At 66.3% G+C, this 19,109-nt stretch carries 21 protein-coding genes; 5 read left to right on the forward strand and 16 right to left on the reverse strand.

Translation table 11 applies throughout. From position 1 onward, the window contains the following. Window positions 1-7 precede the first annotated feature (7 nt). From PO768_RS08970 to argB, 6 genes are all read right to left on the reverse strand, one after another. Complete coding sequence (locus PO768_RS08970) at window positions 8-448, reverse strand: NUDIX domain-containing protein (RefSeq protein WP_272645775.1); 441 nt, start codon at window positions 446-448, stop codon at window positions 8-10. Next, window positions 441-1,364 (reverse strand): ATP-binding protein, encoded by a 924-nt coding sequence (locus PO768_RS08975; RefSeq protein WP_272645776.1) that lies wholly within the window; start codon window positions 1,362-1,364, stop codon window positions 441-443. Before PO768_RS08975 ends, PO768_RS08970 begins: the two co-directional genes overlap by 8 nt. A gap of 43 nt (window positions 1,365-1,407) precedes the next feature. Continuing rightward, window positions 1,408-2,046: a nucleoid occlusion factor SlmA gene (gene slmA, locus PO768_RS08980; protein ID WP_137941086.1), complete on the reverse strand. Its 639-nt coding sequence runs from the start codon at window positions 2,044-2,046 to the stop codon at window positions 1,408-1,410. A 78-nt stretch (window positions 2,047-2,124) separates the two neighbouring features. Then, window positions 2,125-2,793 carry a response regulator transcription factor gene (locus PO768_RS08985; protein ID WP_137941087.1) on the reverse strand — a complete coding sequence of 223 codons (669 nt, stop codon included), beginning with the start codon at window positions 2,791-2,793 and terminating at the stop codon, window positions 2,125-2,127. Between the two features lie 129 nt (window positions 2,794-2,922). After that, window positions 2,923-3,609 carry an HAD-IA family hydrolase gene (locus tag PO768_RS08990; protein ID WP_269838676.1) on the reverse strand — a complete coding sequence of 229 codons (687 nt, stop codon included), beginning with the start codon at window positions 3,607-3,609 and terminating at the stop codon, window positions 2,923-2,925. Window position 3,610: 1 nt separating this feature from the next. Next, window positions 3,611-4,543 carry an acetylglutamate kinase gene (argB, locus tag PO768_RS08995; protein ID WP_137941089.1) on the reverse strand — a complete coding sequence of 311 codons (933 nt, stop codon included), beginning with the start codon at window positions 4,541-4,543 and terminating at the stop codon, window positions 3,611-3,613. Window positions 4,544-4,620: 77 nt separating this feature from the next. Between argB and PO768_RS09000 the strand changes: the two genes are divergently transcribed. The 3 genes from PO768_RS09000 to PO768_RS09010 are packed head-to-tail and all read left to right on the forward strand — an operon-like array spanning window position 4,621 to window position 6,367. Next, window positions 4,621-5,505 carry a cation diffusion facilitator family transporter gene (locus PO768_RS09000; protein ID WP_137941090.1) on the forward strand — a complete coding sequence of 295 codons (885 nt, stop codon included), beginning with the start codon at window positions 4,621-4,623 and terminating at the stop codon, window positions 5,503-5,505. Between the two features lie 2 nt (window positions 5,506-5,507). After that, complete coding sequence (dtd, locus tag PO768_RS09005) at window positions 5,508-5,948, forward strand: D-aminoacyl-tRNA deacylase (RefSeq protein ID WP_272645801.1); 441 nt, start codon at window positions 5,508-5,510, stop codon at window positions 5,946-5,948. Between the two features lie 26 nt (window positions 5,949-5,974). After that, window positions 5,975-6,367 carry a VOC family protein gene (locus PO768_RS09010; protein WP_272645777.1) on the forward strand — a complete coding sequence of 131 codons (393 nt, stop codon included), beginning with the start codon at window positions 5,975-5,977 and terminating at the stop codon, window positions 6,365-6,367. 55 nt (window positions 6,368-6,422) lie between these two features. On the opposite strand, the gene PO768_RS09015 is transcribed toward PO768_RS09010, so the two are convergent. Continuing rightward, on the reverse strand, window positions 6,423-7,391 hold the full coding sequence (locus tag PO768_RS09015; RefSeq protein ID WP_272645778.1) for a tripartite tricarboxylate transporter substrate-binding protein: 969 nt from the start codon (window positions 7,389-7,391) through the stop codon (window positions 6,423-6,425). A 168-nt stretch (window positions 7,392-7,559) separates the two neighbouring features. Here PO768_RS09015 and PO768_RS09020 point away from each other — a divergent pair, with 168 nt between their 5' ends. Next, the gene (locus PO768_RS09020) at window positions 7,560-8,105 is read left to right on the forward strand and encodes a rhodanese-like domain-containing protein (RefSeq protein ID WP_272645779.1); all 546 of its coding nucleotides are present in this window, start codon (window positions 7,560-7,562) and stop codon (window positions 8,103-8,105) included. A 31-nt stretch (window positions 8,106-8,136) separates the two neighbouring features. Here PO768_RS09020 and PO768_RS09025 read toward each other — a convergent pair whose 3' ends face one another. The 8 genes from PO768_RS09025 to PO768_RS09060 form a co-directional block, all read right to left on the reverse strand. Continuing rightward, a complete protein-coding gene (locus tag PO768_RS09025; RefSeq protein WP_272645780.1) occupies window positions 8,137-9,387 on the reverse strand; it encodes a phenylacetate--CoA ligase family protein in 1,251 nt (416 codons plus the stop codon). Further along, a complete protein-coding gene (locus PO768_RS09030) occupies window positions 9,380-9,691 on the reverse strand; it encodes a hypothetical protein (RefSeq protein WP_272645781.1) in 312 nt (103 codons plus the stop codon). Before PO768_RS09030 ends, PO768_RS09025 begins: the two co-directional genes overlap by 8 nt. Window positions 9,692-9,707: 16 nt before the next feature. After that, entirely contained in the window at window positions 9,708-10,514 is an 807-nt protein-coding gene (locus tag PO768_RS09035) for an ABC transporter ATP-binding protein (protein ID WP_272645782.1), read from the reverse strand. A 101-nt stretch (window positions 10,515-10,615) separates the two neighbouring features. Beyond that, window positions 10,616-11,959 carry an ABC transporter substrate-binding protein gene (locus tag PO768_RS09040; RefSeq protein ID WP_442953203.1) on the reverse strand — a complete coding sequence of 448 codons (1,344 nt, stop codon included), beginning with the start codon at window positions 11,957-11,959 and terminating at the stop codon, window positions 10,616-10,618. A gap of 44 nt (window positions 11,960-12,003) precedes the next feature. Continuing rightward, window positions 12,004-13,080 (reverse strand): branched-chain amino acid ABC transporter permease, encoded by a 1,077-nt coding sequence (locus tag PO768_RS09045; protein WP_272645783.1) that lies wholly within the window; start codon window positions 13,078-13,080, stop codon window positions 12,004-12,006. Window positions 13,081-13,100: 20 nt separating this feature from the next. Then, window positions 13,101-14,030, reverse strand: coding sequence for a branched-chain amino acid ABC transporter permease (locus PO768_RS09050; RefSeq protein WP_272645784.1), 930 nt, complete (start codon window positions 14,028-14,030; stop codon window positions 13,101-13,103). Between the two features lie 10 nt (window positions 14,031-14,040). Beyond that, complete coding sequence (locus PO768_RS09055) at window positions 14,041-14,826, reverse strand: ABC transporter ATP-binding protein (RefSeq protein WP_272645785.1); 786 nt, start codon at window positions 14,824-14,826, stop codon at window positions 14,041-14,043. Then, complete coding sequence (locus PO768_RS09060; protein ID WP_272645786.1) at window positions 14,826-16,772, reverse strand: AMP-dependent synthetase/ligase; 1,947 nt, start codon at window positions 16,770-16,772, stop codon at window positions 14,826-14,828. Before PO768_RS09060 ends, PO768_RS09055 begins: the two co-directional genes overlap by 1 nt. 220 nt (window positions 16,773-16,992) lie before the next feature. Here PO768_RS09060 and PO768_RS09065 point away from each other — a divergent pair, with 220 nt between their 5' ends. After that, entirely contained in the window at window positions 16,993-17,730 is a 738-nt protein-coding gene (locus PO768_RS09065) for a Crp/Fnr family transcriptional regulator (RefSeq protein ID WP_272645787.1), read from the forward strand. 6 nt (window positions 17,731-17,736) lie between these two features. Here PO768_RS09065 and PO768_RS09070 read toward each other — a convergent pair whose 3' ends face one another. Next, window positions 17,737-18,978 (reverse strand): esterase-like activity of phytase family protein, encoded by a 1,242-nt coding sequence (locus PO768_RS09070; RefSeq protein WP_272645788.1) that lies wholly within the window; start codon window positions 18,976-18,978, stop codon window positions 17,737-17,739. Window positions 18,979-19,109 lie beyond the last annotated feature (131 nt).

The following is a 19,109-nucleotide window of genomic DNA, read 5'->3' on the forward strand; positions in this document are numbered from 1 at the left end:
AGTGTACTCAGCCCAGATGGGTGGGGCCCTCGTGGCCGCGCTCGGCGGCGAACCACTGCAGCACCGGGATCGTGCCCGGCAGCACCGGCTGCATCTGCACCGGCAGCGCCTGCCAGGCCATCGCCTGCTGCTCGCGCATCTCGAACTCGCCGCTCCAGTCGAACACCTTGCAGAAATGCAGGCGCACGCGGGCATGGGGATAGTCCATCAGCTCGATCTTCCAGGGGTGGGCCACGCCTATCGTGATGCCCAGCTCCTCGTGGAGCTCGCGCTTGAGCGCCTGCTCCACGCTCTCGCCGGCCTCCAGCTTGCCGCCCGGGAACTCCCAGTAGCCGGCATAGACCTTGCCCTCGGGCCGCGAGGTCAGCAAAAAGCGCCCTTCCCGGCCCGCCGCATCGCGCTCGACCAGCACGCCAACGGCCACATCCACAGCAACCCGCTCAGACATCGTCCAGGCCCTCCGGTGCATCGCCATGGATGGTGCTGGACGGCAAGCTCTCGAGCTGCCCCCGCCCGGCCAGATCGCGGGCGAACTGGTAGGCCACCCGGCCCGAGCGCGAGCCGCGCTCCAGCGCCCAGACCAGCGCGCTCTGGCGGCTGGCCGCGATCTGCGCCTCGTCCATGCCGTGGTAGCGCTGCCACTGGGCGCAGATTTCCAGGTATTCCTGCTGGCTGAAGGGATAGAAGCTGACCCACAGGCCGAAACGCTCGGACAGCGAGATCTTCTCCTCGATCGCCTCGCCGGGATGCAGCTCGCCGTTCTCGTCGTACTTGACCGCCAGGTTGTCCTTCATCTGCTCGGGCAGCAGATGGCGGCGGTTGCTGGTCGCGTAGATCAGCACGTTGTCGCCGGCCACCGAGACCGAGCCGTCCAACATGGACTTCAGCGCCTTGTAGCCCAGCTCGCCCTCGTCGAACGACAGGTCGTCGCAGAAGATCACGAAACGCTCGGGCCGCTCGGCCACCAGATCGACCAGATCCGGCAGCTCGACCAGATCGCTCTTGTCGACCTCGATCAAGCGCAGCCCCCGGTCCGCGAATTCATTCAGGCAGGCCTTGATCAGCGAGCTTTTTCCCGTGCCGCGGGCGCCGGTCAGCAGCACATTGTTGGCGGGCCGGCCGGCGACGAACTGCTCGGTATTGCGCAACAGCTTCTCCTTCTGCGCCTCGACCTTTTTCAGGTCCTGCAGGCGGATAGGGGCGATGTGGCGCACCGGCTCCAGCTGCGGGCGGCCATTGCGCTTGCGATAGCGAAACGCCACCGACGCCGCCCAGTCGGGCGCCATCAGGGGCTGGGGCAAGACGGCTTCGAGCCGGCCAAGCAGCGCCTCGGCGCGCGCGATCAGGTGTTCGACTGCAGACATAGGCCCGCAGTTTAATGGGGCAGCCGGCGGGCCGCCGGGCAGCTCAGCCGGCCAGCATGCGCAGCGCCGCTTCCAGCTGCTCGCTGGGCGCGCGCTTGAAGCCCGAGCGCGCATAGCGCTGCAGCCGGCCGATGATGAAGCTGACCAGCACCGAGGCCTGGGCATTGGCCTGCACGGTCGGGGTGCTGGAGCCGGCCGCCTCGGCGGCGGCCCGCAGGCATTGGCGCAGCGAGGACTCGATGCGGTCGAAGAACTGGTTCATGCGCGCCACCAGGCGCTCGTTCTCATAGACCAGCGCATCGCCCACCATCACCCGGGTCATGCCGGGGTTGCGCTCGCCGAACTGCAGCAGCACCGAGACGATCTTCTGCGCCTGTGCAAGACCTGACCCTTCACGCTCGGTGATCTGCGTGACCAGCGTGAACACGCTGCTCTCGATGAACTCGATCAGGCCCTCGAACATCTGCGCCTTGCTGGCGAAATGCCGGTACAGCGCGGCCTCGCTGACCTCCAGCTTGGCGGCCAGCGCGGCGGTGGTGATGCGCTCGGAGCCGGGCTGCTCCAGCATGCCGGCCAGGGTCTGCAGGATCTGCACACGGCGCTCGCCGGGACGCGGCCGCTTGCGCGGACTGGCCGGCTCGCCATGGCCCAGGCCTGCGGCGCCGGGCGCGGGATCCGTCATGTCGGTAGGGGATGCGTGCATCGAGCGGTGCGGGCGGGAGGTTTGCGCCGATTCTGGCACAGGCCGTGCACGCGCCGGCTAGTCGCGCAGCCAGCCCAGCCGGCGGGCTTCGTAAATGGCCTCGACCTTGGAGCGCACCTGCAGCTTGCGGTAGATGCGCTTCACATAAGTCATCACCGTGTGTGGCGAGACCTGCATGAACTGGGCGATCTCGTCAAAGGTGAAACCCTTGGCCGCCAGATGCAGCACGCGCGACTCCTGCTCGGACAGCGCCACCGCCGACTCGTCCTCCAGCAGCGGCACGGCCGGCGCCGAGCCGGCGCCGGGCGCCAGACGCAGCAGCAGGCGCCGCGCGATCACCGGGCTGATCGGGCTGCCGCCGGAGCGCAGCGTGCGCAACTGGCCGGCCAGGTCCAGCGCCAGCGAGTCCTTCAGCAGATAGCCGGTGGCGCCGGCCTCGATGCTGGACAGCACATGCTGCTCGTCGCCGAACACCGAGATCACCATCACATCGCATTGCGGCCGGGTCTGCGCCGCATGGCGTATCAGCTCGATACCGCTGCCGCCGGGCAGGTCCAGGTCGACCAGCAGCACATCGGGCTGGGTCTGGTCAAAAAGTTTGCGGCCCTGAGGCAGGTCGGGCGCGATGCCCAGCAGTTCGATATCGGGAACACTGGCCAGGGCGAGCTGGAAGGCATCGCGGAATCTGGCCTGATCTTCCACAATCAGCACGGAGAAGTCGGGCATATCTGGCTCAGGCAAATGACCGGGCCATTCTGCGGCCCAGACCCTGCAGCCGCAAGCCGCAACTTACCCCCAATGCGGGGGTGATCGTGTCGCCGGAACAGCAAGATTCTGGGGATTGCCAAGCGGCGTTCAGCGCAGCAACTTGCCAAGCTGGCCGATCCGGCGCCCCACATAGGCCGGCCGGCGCCGCATCCGCGCGCTGGCTTCGGGGCCATGCAGGGCCTGGCGCGCCCAGCGCTGCATCCAGACCGTCTGCATGCCGACCGAGCGGGCCGACTTCTGATGGATCAAGGTGTCCTCGACCAGCACACAGTCGGCCAGGCGCAGGCGGTGCCGGGCGGCGATATGGCGGAACATCCGCGCATCGGGCTTGGGCCGGTGCTCGCCGAACATGCGCATCTCCTCGAAGCCGATGACCCGCTCGAAACAGCGCTGCAGACCCAGCGCCGCCAGCACCCGCCGCGCATAGGCGGCCGGCGCATTGGTCAGCAAGATCTTGCGGCCCGGCAGGCGCCTGAGCGCGGCCAAGTCATGGGCATGGCTGTGGACCAAGCCCTCCAGCCCCGGCAGGGCATGGGTTTCGGCCAGGAAATGCGGCACGCTGACGCCATGATGGCGCACCAGGCCCAGCAGGGTCGCCCCATAGCGAGACCAGTAGAGCGCACGCAGCCGATTCGCCTCGGCGCGCTCGACGCCGACATGGCTCTCGATGTAGTCGGTCATCGCCACATTGAGTGCCCCGAACACATGATGCGAGGCGTTGTGGACCGTGTTGTCGAGGTCGAACAGCCAGACCGGCCGGCGCTTGCCGCTCACCTCAGTGGGACCGGATCATCGTTCCATAAGCCTGATCGGACAGGATCTCCAGCAGCATCGCATGCGGCACCCGCCCGTCGATGATGTGGACCGCGTTGACCCCGCTCTTGGCCGCGTCCAGCGCCGAGGCGATCTTGGGCAGCATGCCGCCGGACAGCGTGCCATCGGCGAACAGCGCGTCGATCTCGCGCGCACTCAGGTCGGTCAGCAGATTGCCGGCCTTGTCGAGCACGCCCGGCGTGTTGGTCAGCAGCACCAGCTTCTCGGCCTTCAGCACCTCGGCCAGCTTGCCGGCCACGACATCGGCATTGATGTTGTAGCTCTCGTTCTCCTCGCCGAAGCCGATCGGGCTGATCACCGGGATGAACTGGTCGTCCTGCAGCGCTTTCACGACGCTGGGGTCGATCGCGACGATGTCGCCGACCTGGCCGACATCGTGCTCCTTGCTCGGGTCGTCCTTGTCCACCATCTTCAGCTTGCGGGCGCGGATCATGCCGCCGTCGCGGCCGGTCAGGCCCACGGCCTTGCCACCGGCCACATTGATCAGGCCGACGATGTCCTGCTGCACCTGGCCGGCCAGCACCCACTCGACCACCTCCATGGTCTCTTCGTCGGTGACTCGCATGCCCTGGATGAACTGGCCCTTCTTGCCCAGGCGGCTCAGCGCGCCCTCGATCTGCGGCCCGCCGCCATGCACGACCACCGGATTCAGGCCCACCAGCTTCAGCAGCACCACATCCTCGGCAAAGTCCTGCTGCAGGGCCGGATCGGTCATTGCATTGCCGCCGTACTTGATGACGATGGTCTTGCCATGGAATTTGCGGATGTACGGCAGGGCCTGGGACAGGATCTCGGCCTTGTCGCGCGGGGCGATATGCGAAACATCGGCAAACTGGTGCGCCGGCAGAGCGGCAGCAGGGGGCTCGGTCTTCATGGTGTCGGTTGTCGCTGCAAGTTGAGGAGCGAATTCATTGTAGGGGCCGGGCTCGGCCCAGCCGCGACAATGCCTGCATGCAAGTCAGCGCCTATTTGAAGCTCTCGGTGGCGGTGGCCCTGGCCACCATCATCTTGAAGACCGCCGCCTGGTGGTGGACCGGCTCGGTCAGCCTGGCCGCCGATGCGCTGGAGTCCCTGGTCAATCTGGCCGGCGCCCTGTTCGCGCTGGCGATGGTGACGATCGCGGCGCGCCCGCCCGATGCCGACCACCCCTACGGCCACCACAAGGCCGAGTACTTCTCCAGCGGCTTCGAGGGTGTGCTGATTCTTGCCGCCGGCCTGGGCATTGCCTGGGCGGCGCTGCAGCGGCTGCTGGACCCGCAGCCGGTCGAGGCCATAGGCCTGGGCGTGGCGCTGGCCGTGCTCAGCTCGGCGCTCAACGGAGGACTGGCCTGGGCCATGCTCAAGAAGGCGCGCCAGCACCGCTCGGCCGCGCTGGAGGCCGACGCCCGCCATCTGTTCACCGATGTCTGGACCTCGGCCGGCGTCGTGCTGGGCCTGATCGGCGTGCTGCTGACGGGCTGGCTGTGGCTGGACCCGCTGCTGGCCCTGTTGGTGGCGGGCAATATCCTGCGCGAGGGCTATCGCCTGGTGCGTGACTCGAGTTCCGGCCTGATGGACGAGGCGTTGGACGCCGAGGTCCAGGCCAGCATCCGCCAGGTGCTGGACGGCTATGCCGACGCGACGGTGCGCTTCGACCATGTGGCCACCCGGGCCGCCGGCCAGCGCCGTTTTGTCGACCTGCATATGCACATGCCCCCGTCCTGGACCCTGGGTCGGGCGGCCGAGCTGCGCAACGCGGTCGAGCAGGCGCTGATGGCGGCGGTGCCGGGGCTGCGCGCCAGCATCCAGCTGCTGCCGCTGGATGTCGAAGCCCATTTTGAAAATCAGAAGGAGTGAGCGTGATCGCCGTGTTGCAAAGAGTCAGTGAGGCCCGGGTCGATGTGGCCGGCCAGACCGTCGGCCGGATCGGCCCCGGCATTCTGCTGCTGGTCTGCACCGAGCCCGAGGACAGCGAAGCGCTGGCCGAAAAGCTGATTGCCAAGGTGCTGAAGCTGCGCATCTTCGGCGATGCCGCCGGCAAGATGAATCTGAGCCTGCAGGACGTCGGTGGCGGCCTGCTGATCGTCTCCCAGTTCACGCTGGCGGCGGACACCACGGGCGGCAATCGCCCCAGCTTCAGCGGCGCGGCCCGGCCCGAGCTCGGGCGGCGGCTTTACGAGCATTGCCTGAGTTACGCTCGCAGCCAGCACGCGGAAGTGGCCGGCGGCGAGTTCGGCGCGGACATGCAGGTCAGCCTGCTCAACGACGGCCCGGTGACCATCCCGCTGCGCATCCAGTGAGAGACAAACCGTCAAGGGGGACTCCGATGATCAGCTACGCCACCTTGGGCACCGCCGACCCAAGTCGTGCCGCCCTGTTCTACGACGCCGTGCTGGCCCCGCTGGGCCAGCAGCGCAGCTATGCCGACGAGAACATGGTCGGCTACAAGTCAGCGGCGCAGCCCGAGGCCAATTCGACCTTGTGGATCTGCAAGCCCTTCGACGGCCAGCCGGCCACGGTGGGCAATGGCTGCATGCTGGCCCTGGCCGCCGAGACCCGCGAGCAGGTGCAGGCCGTGCACACCGCCGCGCTGGCGGCCGGTGGTGCCGATGAGGGCGCGCCGGGTCTGCGCGAGGTCTACGGCCCCGACATCTATCTGGCCTACTTCCGCGATCTGGACGGCAACAAGCTGGCGGTGATCTGCCGCGCCAAGGCCTGAAAGGAAAAAGCCCGCCAAGCGGCGGGTTTCCTGATGCGAGGCCAGCCGCGATCAATCAATCAGCATACTGGCCTGCGGCCTTGATGACCGGGCCCCATTTGTTGATCTCGGCTTCGACGAACTTCTTGTGCTCGGCGCCGTTGAGGCGGTTGTCGGTGACGATGACGGCACCCAGGGCTTCCTGGCGCTTGATGAAGTCGGCGTCCTTCAGCGCGACCTTCACGGCCGCATTGATCTTGTCGACCACCGCCTTGGGCGTACCCTTGGGTGCGTAAAGGCCGTGCCAGATCGAAACGCTAAAGCCCTTCAGCCCGGCCTCATCCAGCGTCGGCAGCTTGGCCAGCGCCGGCGTGCTCAGGCGCTTGGTAGTCGTGACGGCGAAGGCCTTGACCTTGCCGGCCTCGATCTGGCTGGTGGTGTTGGTGGTCTGGTCGCACATGATGTCGACCTGGCCGCCCAGCAGATCGGTCATCGCCGGGCCGGTACCCTTGTAGGGCACCGTGGTCATGTCGATCTTGACGGCGCTCTGGAACAGCAGGCCGCACAGATGCGAGGCGGCGCCCAGGCCGGCATTGGCCAGATTGACCTTGCCCTTGTTGGCTTCCAGCCACTTGGTCAGCTCGGCATAGTTGTTGGCCGGCAGACCGGGCTTGCCGATCAGGGTCATCGGCACTTCATTGACCATACCCAGGTACTCGAAATCGTCCAGGGTCTTGTACTGCATATTGCGGTACAGGGCCGGCGAGGTGGCCATGCCGATATGGTGCAGCAGCAGGGTGTAGCCGTCCGGCGCGGCCTTGGCCACCTTGGTGGCGCCGAGCGTGCCGCCGGCGCCGCCGACGTTTTCGATCACGATGGTGGCGCCCAGCGGCTTGCGCAGCGCCTCGGCCAGATCACGCGCCACCTTGTCGGTGGGGCCGCCGGCCGAGAACGGCACCACGATGTTGACGGGTTTCTCGGGATACTCGGCCCAGACAGCACCGGCAGCAACGGTGGCCAGACCAGCCAGCATGAACTTCTTCATTGTCATCCTCGTTGTGTAGTAGGTTCAGGCCTGCAATGCTAGGGGTCGCTTGTGCGCATGGCGTAGCGGGAAATACGTAAGTGCCGCCGAGTTCCATATATCGACATCGAATATTGATCCTGCGAATCTGTATTGGACCGAATAAGCGCCGGCTTCTAGAGTGCGGGCATGAACATCGCCACCACCGCCCGCCGCCTGCCCGCTTTCGCCGCCGCGTTGCTGCTGCTGGCCTCGGGCCTCGCCCGGGCCGAGGTCGTCTCGGCCAGCGCAGCGGCACAGCGCCTGCAAGAGGGTGCACAGGCCTGGGATGTGCGTGCGACGGGACAGGGCCAGGTCTTGCCCGGCGCGGTGCGGCTCGATGCCCAGGCCTGCCTGGAATGGCTGGCTGCCGGCAATGTGCAGGCACTCGGCGCGGCGGTGTCGGCCGCCGGCATTGATCTGTCCCGCGATGTGGTGATTTATGGCGGCGCGGGCGACGCCCGGGCCCAGGCGCTCTACACCGCGCTGCAGACGGTCGCCACCGGCCGTGTGCTGTGGTTCGTCGGCGGCATTGCCGAGTGGCAGCTCAGCGGCCGCAGCACCGTGGCACAGCCGAGCCCGCGTCTGCCGGTGCCACAGCATCTGGTGGCACTGAGCGCCGAGGCCGCGCCCCGCATGGCTGCTGCCAGCCTGCGCGACCCGGCCGCGCCGCCTGAACTGCTGGCGACGCGCTAAATCTGGGCGAGGGCCGCCTCAGTCATCCGCCTCAGTCATATTTGCGCGCGTCCTCGATCACCCGCCCATCGTTGGGCAGGGTGCCGGGCGCCAGCAGCAGCACCTCGGCGCGCAGCTTGGTGATGTCGCGCACCGCGCCAGCCACCTGCTCGGCCAGGCCTTCGGCCGGCTCGGCCACCTCCAGCTTCAAGCTCATGCGGTCCTGGGCCATCTCGCCCTCGACCACCAGCCGTGCCCGCAGCACCGCCGGGAAGCGCTTGGCAATCTCTGCCACCTGGGCTGCATGGACAAACATGCCGCGCACCTTGGCACTCTGGTCGGCCCGGCCCATCCAGCCCTTGATGCGGGTATTCGTGCGGCCCGTCGGGCAGCGGCCCGGCAGCACTGCCGACAAGTCACCGGTGCCAAAGCGTATCAGCGGGTAGTCGGCATTCAGGGTCGTGACGACCAGCTCGCCGACCTCGCCGTCCGGCACCGGGTCGCCGCTGCCGGGGCGCACGATCTCGACGATCACGCCCTCATCCAGCACCAGGCCCTCGCGGGCGGCCGTCTCATAGGCGATCAGGCCCAGGTCGGCGGTGGCATAGCACTGGTAGCCCTGCACGCCGCGCGCGATCAGCCAGTCGCGCAGCGAGGGTGGGAAGGCCTCGCCGCTGACCAAGGCCTTGGTGAGGGACAGGGCCTGGCCGGCCTCGGCCGCCTTGTCGAGCAGGATCTTCAGAAAGCTGGGCGTGCCGACATAGGCATCGGGCCGCAGCTCGGCGATGGCCTGCAGCTGCAGCTCGGTATTGCCGACGCCGCCCGGGAACACCGTGCAGCCCAGCGCATGGGCGCCAGTCTCCATCATCGAGCCGGCCGGGGTCAGGTGGTAGCTGAAGCTGTTGTGTACCAGCTCGCCGGCCGCGAAGCCGGCCGCATGCAGGGCGCGGGCGACCCGCCAGTAGTCGCCGGCCCGGCCCTCGGGCTCGTAAATCGTGCCGGGCGACTGGAACACGCGCCGGGCCGTGCCCCAGCCGATCACCGAGAAGCCACCGAAGGGTTGGCCCGGGCGCTGCGCCTGCTGGCGCTCCAGCAGCTGCTGCTTGCGCGTCACCGGCAGGCGGGCGAGCGCCGCGCGGCTGCTGATGGTGCTGGCGTCGACGCCGGCCAGCAGCTCGGCAAAGGCCGGCGCCCGGCTTTGCGCATGGGCGATCTGGCCGGCCAGCGCGGCCATCAAGGCCTGCTCACGCTGCGCCGGGTCGCGGGTTTCGAGGGCATCGTGGAAAGCCGTGCTGCTACTCATTTTTGTCATCCGTCCAGCGCGCCAGGCGCTTCTTGATCTCGTCCTGCAGCGCGCGCATATCGGCGCTGCTCTTGCAGGTCTTGCTGTCCCATTCGGGGCTGCGCGCCGGCCGCCGGGCCAGCCGGGCCGTCAGCTGGGTCGCATCGATGCTCAGCTCGATCACGCTCATGCCTTGCAAGGTGAAGCCGTTGCCGCGCTCGCTGAGCTGGCGCAGATCGCGCAAGGCGCGCTTGAGCTGGATCAGAGCCAGATCGGGCTTGAAGGCCGGCGGGGCAAAGAAGTCCTGGGATTCGTCGTCACTCATCGCAGGCGCTCCCCGCTCAGGCCAACCAGCGCTTGCGGCGCTTGTAGCTCTTGACGTCTTTGAAGCTCTTGCGGTCGCCGCCGCCCATGCCCAGGTAGAACTCCTTGACGTCCTCGTTCTCGCGCAAGGCCTTGGCCTCGCCGTCCATCACGACCCGGCCGTTCTCCAGGATGTAGCCGTAGTCGGCATAGCGCAGCGCCATATTGGTGTTCTGCTCGGCCAGGAAGAAGGTCGTGCCTTCCTTGCTGTTCAGGTCCTTGACGATCTCGAACACCTCTTCGACGATCTGCGGCGCCAGGCCCATCGAGGGCTCGTCGAGCAGCACCATCTTTGGGTTGGCCATCAGCGCGCGGCCGATCGCACACATCTGCTGCTCGCCGCCCGAGGTGTAGGCCGCCTGGGATGTGCGCCGCGTCTTCAGGCGCGGGAAGTAGTTGTAGACCTTCTCCAGGGTTTCGGCCACCGCCGCCTTGCCGTCCTTGCGGGTGTAGGCGCCGGTCATCAGGTTGTCCTCGATGCTGAGGTGGGCGAAGCAATGCCGACCCTCCATCACCTGGATCACGCCGCGATCCACCATGGCCGAGGTGCTGAGCTTCTCGATGCGCTCGCCGCGCAGCTCGATGCTGCCCTTGGTGACCTCGCCGCGCTCGCCGGCCAGCAGGTTCGAAACCGCCCGCAAGGTGGTGGTCTTGCCCGCGCCATTGCCGCCCAGCAAGGCCACGACCGCGCCCTCCTTGACCTGCAGGGACACGCCCTTGAGCACCAGGATCACATGGTTGTAGATGACCTCGATGCCGTTGACGTTCAGAAGAATATTGCTCATGGTCTCAGCCTCGTTGACTCGTCACAACGTCGCTCGCGGCGCTGTGACAAGGGCTCCGCGGGGAGCCCCCTCGCCCCGGGTGGGGCGCGATGGAGAAGGAATCAGGATTGGCAATCGGCCGGGGTGCGACGGTCCAGCTTCTTCTCTGCGGCGTACTTGTCGGCGGCCTGCTTGACCATGGGCTTCATGATCATCTCGTCGGCCTGGTACCAGTCGGAGCTGAAGGCCCACTTCTTGCCGTCCCAGGTCTGCATGCGCGCCCAGGCCGAGCCCATATGGTCGACACAGGAGGTCGAGACCGGGCGCATCACGCCGGCAAAGCCCAGGCCGTCCAGCTTCTTCTGGTCCAGCGCCAGGTTCTCCAGGCCCCAGCGCACCTGCTCGCCCGTCATGACCTTGCCCTTGCCGAAGCGCTCCTGGGCGCGCTTGACGCCCTCGACCGCCAGCATCGCCGAGATCATGCCGCGCATGTAGAGCACCTGGCCGACCTCGTCCTTCGGTCCGGTGCCCTGGCCCTTGGCATGGACCTGGCTCAGGATGGCCTGGGTGACCTTGGCATCCGGGTGCACGCCATGCTGCATGGTCAGCGCGTTATAGCCCTTGGCGCCATCGGCCACGTCCTTGACATCCGGCTCGGCGCCGGCCCACCAGACGCCGTACATCTTGTCGCGCGGATAGCCGGTCGCCTGCGCTTCCTTCAGCGAGGTGGTGTTCATCACGCCCCAGCCCCACAGCAGCACATAGTCGGGACGCTGCTGGCGGATCTGCAGCCAGGCCGACTTCTGCTCGACGCCAGGGTGTGTCACCGGGATCGAGTTGAACTCGAAGCCATGCATCTTGGCGCGCTCCTGCAGCAGCGGGATCGGCTCCTTGCCATAGGGGCTGTCGTGATAGACCAGGGTGATCTTCTTGCCCTTGAGCTTGTCCAGCCCGCCCTCCTTCTTGCCCAGATGCTGGATCAGCACATCGGCGGCCATCCAGTAGGTGCCGATCAGCGGGAAGTTCCACTTGAACACGCCGCCGTCCTGGCTTTCGCTGCGGCCGTAGCCGGCCGTGATCAGCGGGATCTTGTCGGCCGGGGCCTTCTCGGTCAGCGCAAAGGTCACGCCGGTGGACAGCGGCTGGAACACGGTGGCGCCACCGTTCTTGCCCTTCAGGCGCTCATAGCATTCGACGCCGCGGTCGGTGGCGTAGCCGAACTCGCACTCCTCGAAGGAGATCTTGACGCCGTTCATACCGCCCTGGGCATTGACCAGCTTCAGGTAGTCGACATAGCCATTGGCCCAGGGCGTGCCGTTGGGGCCGTAAGCGCCGGTGCGGTAGACCAGCACCGGAAAGAACTGCTCCTTGGCCTGGGCGAAGGCCGGGGCCGTGACCAGCGAGGCCAGGCCGGCACCGACCAGGGTGGCCGCTAGCGCGAAGCGCCTGATATTCAACATCGTCATGCTTGTCTCCTAGAAAAAAGCACTCTTGGGTGCCGGGTTGGTATTCAGTGCGGGAAAGGCCAGAGTCTGAGCTTCTCCTTGGCGGTGGACCAGAGCTTGGCCAGGCCATGGGGCTCGACGATCAGGAAGAACACGATCAGCGCGCCGAACACCATCGCTTCGGTGTGGCTAACCAGGGCCGTGTCGACATTGATGCCGAACAGGCTGCCCAGCGCCGGCAGCGCCTGGTTCAGGAAGATCGGCAGGACCACGATGAAGGCGGCGCCGAAGAAGCTGCCCATGATGGAGCCCAGCCCGCCGATGATGACCATGAAGAGCAGCTGGAAGCTGCGGTCGATCGAGAAGGCCGCCGGCTCCCAGGAGCCCAGGTGCACAAAGCCCCACAGCCCGCCGGCCACGCCGACAATGAAGCTGCTGACCGCGAAGGCGCTGAGCTTGGCCTGCACCGGCCGGATGCCGATCACGCTGGCCGCCACATCCATGTCCCGCATCGCCATCCAGGAGCGACCGATATGGCCGCGCACCAGGTTCTTGGCCAACCAGGCAAACACGATCACGAAGAGCAGGCAGAACAGATATTTCTGCAGCGGCGTGTTGATCGGCATGCCCAGCACCTGCAGGCCCGAGACGCTGACAGAGCCGGAGGCCGAGTCATTGGTGAACCACTTGATGCGCAGAAAGGCCCAATCGGTGAAGAACTGCGCCGCCAGGGTAGCGACCGCCAGATACAGGCCCTTGATGCGCAGCGAGGGAATGCCGAAGAAGACACCGACCACGGTCGCGCACAGCCCCCCCAGCAGCAGGGCCGGGATCAGCGGCATGCCGGGAATGCGGACAAAGAAGTTGTAGGCCGCATAAGCGCCCACCGCCATGAAGGCGCCGGTGCCCAGCGAGATCTGGCCGCAGTAGCCGACCAGGATATTGAGCCCGATGGCGGCCAGCGACAGGATCAGGAAGGGGATGAAGATGGCCCGCAGCATGTACTCGTCGGCCAGGGCCGGCACCAGCAGCAGGGCTGCGGCAATGATCAGGCCGATGACAAAGCGGTCCTGCGCGATCGGGAAGATCTGCTGGTCGGCCCGGTACGAGGTCTTGAACTGGCCGTTCTCACGATAGAGCATGTTCTATTTCTCCTGTGGGCTCAAACGCGATCAATGATCTTCTCGCCGAACAAGCCCTGAGGCCTGAAGAGCAGGAAGACAAGAGCGAGCACATAGGCAAACCAGATCTCGATGCCGCCGCCCAGCATCGGCCCGATATAGGCCTCGGACAGCTTCTCGCCGACGCCGATCAGCAGGCCGCCGATGATGGCGCCCGGCACCGAGGTCAGGCCGCCCAGGATCACCACCGGGAGCGCCTTCAGCGCCACCAGCGACAGCGAGAACTGCACGCCCAGCTTGGAGCCCCAGATGATGCCGGCCACCAGCGCGACGAAACCGGCCACGCTCCAGACGATGACCCAGATGCGCTTGAGCGGGATGCCGATCGATTGGGCGGCCTGATGGTCGTCGGCCACCGCGCGCAGCGCCCGACCTGTCGAGGTGTACTGGAAGAACAGCGCCAGCGCGCCGACCAGGGCCGCAGCCACGACGGTGGCGATCAGGTCCTCCTGGCCCACCAGGATGCCGCCCTCGAAAACGCTCTCGAACAGGAACAACGGATCCTTGGGCATGCCGACATCGATCTTGTAGATGTCCGAGCCGAAAATGGTCTGGCCAAAGCCATCGATGAAATAGGTGATGCCCAAGGTGGCCATCAAGAGCGTGATGCCCTCCTGATTGACCAGCTTGCCCAGCACCAGGCGCTCGATGCACCAGGCCAGCGCGATCATGATCAGCATCGCGACGCCGAAGGCCAGCACATTGACGACCAGCTTGCTCTCGATGCCGGTCCATTGCGGAATCCACTCGGAGAAGCGCGCCATCGCCAGTGCCGCGAACAACACCATCGCACCCTGCGCAAAGTTGAAGACGCCGCTGGCCTTGAAGATTAGCACAAAGCCCAGCGCGATCAGCGAGTACAGCATGCCAGCCATCAGGCCACCAATCAGGGTTTCGAGAAACGGTCCCATGTTCTTGTCCTCAGTGGCTGGTGCCGAGATAGGCGCTGATCACGTCTTCGTTGGCGCGCACCTCGTCGGGCGCGCCATCGCCGATCTTCTTGCCGTAGTCCAGCACGACGACGCGGTCCGAGATGTCCATCACCACGCCCATGTCATGCTCGATCAGCACGATGGTGGTGCCGAACTCGTCATTGACATCGAGGATGAAGCGGCACATGTCCTGCTTCTCCTCGACATTCATGCCGGCCATCGGCTCGTCCAGCAAGAGCACCTGCGGCTCCATCGCCAGCGCGCGGCCCAGGTCGACCCGCTTTTGCAGGCCGTAGGGCAGACGCCCGACCGGAGTCTTGCGGTAGGCCGGTATCTCGAGGAAATCGATGATGCGCTCAACCTTCTCGCGCTGCGCGATCTCCTCGCGCTCGGCAGCGCCCCAACGGATCGCCTGCTGGAAGATGTTCGTCTTCATGCGCAGATTGCGGCCGGTCATGATGTTGTCCAGCACGCTCATGCCCTTGAACAGGGCCAGGTTCTGGAAGGTGCGCGCCACGCCCATCTCCGCCACCTGGCGCGAGTTCATATGCTTGAAGGTCTGGCCCTTGAAGGTGATCGAGCCCTGCTGCGGCTGGTAGACGCCGTTGATGCAGTTCAGCATCGAGCTCTTGCCGGCACCGTTCGGTCCGATGATGGCGCGGATCTCATGCTCGCGCACATTGAACGAGATATCGGTCAGCGCCTTGACGCCGCCGAAGGCCAGCGAGATGTTCTGCACGTCGAGGATCACTTCCCCGATCTTCTTCTCGGCCATCAGGCGGCCCTCCTGACTGCGGGAAAGGTCTTCACATCAACAATCTTCAGATCGGCCGACACACTGCCGCTGCGCCCGTCCTCGAACTTCACCGCGGTCTCGATGAACTGCGAGTTCTTGCCGCCATACAGGGCCTCGATCAGCACCGCGTACTTGTCGGCCACCGCGCCGCGCCGCACCTTGCGGGTGCGGGTCAGCTCGCCGTCATCGGCATCGAGTTCCTTGTGCAGTATCAGGAAGCGGCTGATCTGGCTGCCGGCCAGCAACTCGTCCTGGGCCAGGTCGGCATTGACCTGTTCGACGCAGTCACGGATCAGCTCATAGACCTCGGGCTTCTGCGCCAGGTCGGTATAGCCGGCATAGGGCAGGTTGCGGCGCTCGGCCCAGTTGCCGACCGCATCGAAATCGATATTGATGAAGGCGCAGCAGCGCTCGCGCTTGTCGCCGAAGGCCACCGCCTCCTTGATATGGGCGAAGAACTTCAGCTTGTTCTCGACATACTTGGGCGCGAACATCGCGCCGTCATTGGGACCGCCGGCGATGCGGCCGACATCCTTGGCGCGGTCGATGATCTTAAGATGGCCACTGGCATCGATGAAACCGGCATCGCCGGTGTGATACCAACCCTCGGCCGTCAGCACCTCGGCCGTCGCGGCATCGTTCTTGTAATAGCCCTTGAGCAGCCCCGGCGACTTGACCAGGATCTCGCCCGAGGGTGCCAGCTTGATCTCGACACCATCGATCGGCACGCCGACCGTGTCCGAGCGAGCCTGGTTGTCGGGCTGCAGGCAGACAAACACGGCCGTCTCGGTCGAGCCATAGAGCTGCTTCAGATTGATGCCTATGCTGCGGTAGAAGCTGAACAGATCGGGGCCTATGGCCTCGCCGGCCGTGTAGGCCACGCGCACCCGCGAGAGCCCCAGTGTGTTGCGCAGCGGGCCGTAGATCAGCAGATTGCCCAGCGCATACAGCAGCTTGTCGCTGCCGCTCACCGGCTTGCCGTCCATCAGCGCCGGCCCGACGCGGCGTGCCAGGCTCATGCAGCGCGCAAACAGCCAGCGCTTGATCGCGCCGGCATCTTCCATACGGATCATCACGCTGGTCAGCAGGCCTTCGAAGACCCGCGGCGGCGCGAAGTAATAGGTCGGGCCGATCTCCTTCAGATCGATGGAGACGGTGCTGGTCGACTCGGGGCAGTTGACCACATAGCCGCAGGCCAGCCACTGCGCATAGCTGAAGATGTTCTGGCCGATCCAGGCCGGCGGCAGATAGGCCAGCACCTCTTCGCTGCTGCTCAGCTTGTCAAAGCGCGCGCCGGCCTGGGCGCGGTCGATCAGGCTCAAATGGGTATGGACCACGCCTTTGGGGTTGCCGGTGGTACCCGAGGTGAAGAACATGGCTGCCACATCGCTGGGCTCGCTGAGCTGGACCTGGGCGTCGTAGAAAGCCGGGTGGGCATTGGCATGCTGGCGGCCGCGTGCGCACAAATCATCCAGCGAGGCCAGGCCCGGCTCCACATAGTTGCGCAGGCCGCGCGGGTCATCGAACCAGATGTGCTGCAGCTGCGGGCACTGCTCGCGGATCTCCAGGAGCTTGTCCACCTGCTCCTGGTCCTCGACCACCGCGAACGCGATCTCGGCGTTGTTGATCGGGAAGACGAATTCGGCGCTGACCGCGTCCTGATACAGCGGCACCGGAATCGCTCCCAGCGACTGCGCCGCCAGCATTGCTGCCGACAGCCGCGGCCGGTTTTCGCCGACCACCACCAGATGCTGGCCGCGCTTGAGCCCGGCCTGGGCCAGACCATGGGCCAGCTCGCGCACCAGCAGGGCCAGCTGCGCCCATGTCAGCGTCTGCCAGATGCCGTATTCCTTCTCGCGCAAGGCAGCGGCATCGGGCCGCCGCGCCGCGTGGTCGATCAAGAGCCTGGGGAAAGTCGTCGCCACCATCTGTCTCCTGTGCAGTCCGCACCGCCGGGCGGTGCTGGTGCATGACGCCCTTCTGCGGGGCTTGCATGCCTTCAGTGGGTGCAATACTAGGCCTGACTTTGACGCCAGGCTGTCGTTGCGACGACATTCCTAGGGACACCCCGGGGGCGTGCTTTCCCGGGGGTCTCAAACAGCTGCTTGTAAGCCTGCTGTCAAGCTGCACGATCCAGACTGCGCCATGACCGTCTCCGCCTTCTCCAGCCCCAGCGGCGCGCCCTTGCGCCAGCGCGCCCGCGCCGCCACCCGCAGCGAGCTCGACGCCATTCCCTGGCTGGCCGTGCTGGAGCCAGCCCAGCGCGAGCAGGCGGTGGCCGAGCTGCAGGTGGCCGATGCCGAGGTCGGCGAACGGGTCTGCCGCATCGGTCGGCAGGCCAATTTCTGGTTCGGTGTCGTCGATGGCCTGTTGAAGATGAGCAATGACGACTCGACCGGCCAGGCCATCACCTTCACCGGCGTGCCGCCGGGCGGCTGGTTCGGCGAAGGCACGCTGCTCAAGCGCGAGGTCTACCGCTACAACATCCAGGTGCTGCGCAAGAGCGTGGTGGCCGGCTTGCCGATCGACACCTTTCACGAACTGCTGGAGCACAGCATCGGCTTCAACCGCTTTGTGCTGAACCAGCTCAACGAGCGCCTGGGCCAGTTCATCGCGGCGCGCGAAACCGACCGCATCGGTAACCCCGATGTGCGCGTGGCCCGCAATCTCGCCGCGCTGTTCCACCCGCAGCTCTATCCCGGCGTCGGCAGCATGCTGCGCATCACCCAGCAGGAGCTGGGCTATCTGGTCGGCCTGTCACGCCAGCGCGTCAACGAGGCCTTGAAGCGCCTGCATGAGCAACGCCTGATCAGCGTCGAGTACGGCGGGCTGCGGGTGCTGGATCTGCAGGGGTTGCGCAGCTTTCCGATGCGCGCTACCTGAGCGAGGTCAGCGGCGACGCCGCGTCCGACGACCCAGGGCAAACAAGCCGGCCAACATCAGGGCCCAGCTGCCGGGCTCAGGCACGGTGCTGACTTCCAGCGCGATGAACTGGGTGAACTGAGTGCCCGAGAAGTTGTTGTCCGAAACCAGGATCAGGGTTTGTTTGCCGTTGACGACCGGCCCCAGGGTCAGACCTTCGATATTGTCGGTGGCCAGAAAACTGCCGTCATCGTTTTGCAGCGTGGACAGGTCCGCAAGCAAGGTCTTCTGGGCGGGGGTGTAGCTGGCGCCGCTCAGATCGCCGATGCCGGAGATGTCGGTCGCCGCACGCGCATCCACATGGAACAGGCGGATGGTGTTGCCGGTGACCGGAGTGCCCGGCGTCACCGCACCGGCGGCGAAGGAGCGTTCGATGGCAATGAACTGGCGGTCGCCGATGGCCAGCAGGTCGGTCAGGCCGTTGGTGGCGAAGCCATTGACCGGATTCGGCGCAATGACCACCGGCGCCACCTGGTAGGCGTACTGCGCAGCGGCCGCGCCGGAAGCGACATCGAAGGCCAGGATGCGCGCCGTCGAGCCGTTGGCAAGCGCTGACGGCGGGCTGTCCTGGGCCAGCCCGTTCTCGGTGGCGGTGTAGAGCGTCTTGCCGTCGGTGGACAGCGTCAGGCTCTCGAAGGCCAGATTGTTGTGGACGCCCCTGTCGCCCGCGGCCAGGCCCGAGTTGCTGCCCACCGGATTGAAGTCGCCGGGCACGCTGAAGCTGCGCACATGGCTGCCGTCGAGATTCATCTCGCGCACGCTGGGGTTCTGGAAACCCGCCGCCGAACGTTGGCCTTCGTTGCTCCAGTACAGGGTGCCGGTGCCGGCGTTGTAGCGAAGCCCCTCCGGATCCACGGTGTTGAGTCCGAACGCGCCGCCCTCGGGGCGCTGCAAGGTGGCGACGCTGCTGAAGTCAACGCCCGCCATGCCGGGCGTGGCCGAGCGGCTGAACCGAGTGATATCCAGATTGAGCGTGTAAAAGCGCGCGGGGTTCAGGCCCGAGCGGTCATCGCTGATGGCGAAATAGCGCTGCTTGGCGGCGTCGAAATCGATGCCGGACAGTCCGCCCACCGTGGTGCCGGCGTACTGGGTTCCGCTGGGCACGATCTGCTGGCCCAGATAGCTCAGGCTGATGGGTGCGTCGGCCTGGGCCGACAAGGTCAACAGGCCCAGGGTCACGGCGAGGGTCAGGGGCTTGAGCGATTGCATGCGAGTCCTTCGGGCAGAAGCCCTGATCGCTCAGGGCTGTCGTGGAGGGGCGAGACCGGCGGCCGCGACGCCGGCTGTGCCGGGCGCACAGCGGTCGGAGTCTGCGCTCAGGCCTGCTATGTTCCAGCTTC

Source organism: Paucibacter sp. XJ19-41 (assembly GCF_028462495.1).
GTDB lineage: Bacteria > Pseudomonadota > Gammaproteobacteria > Burkholderiales > Burkholderiaceae_C > Roseateles_E.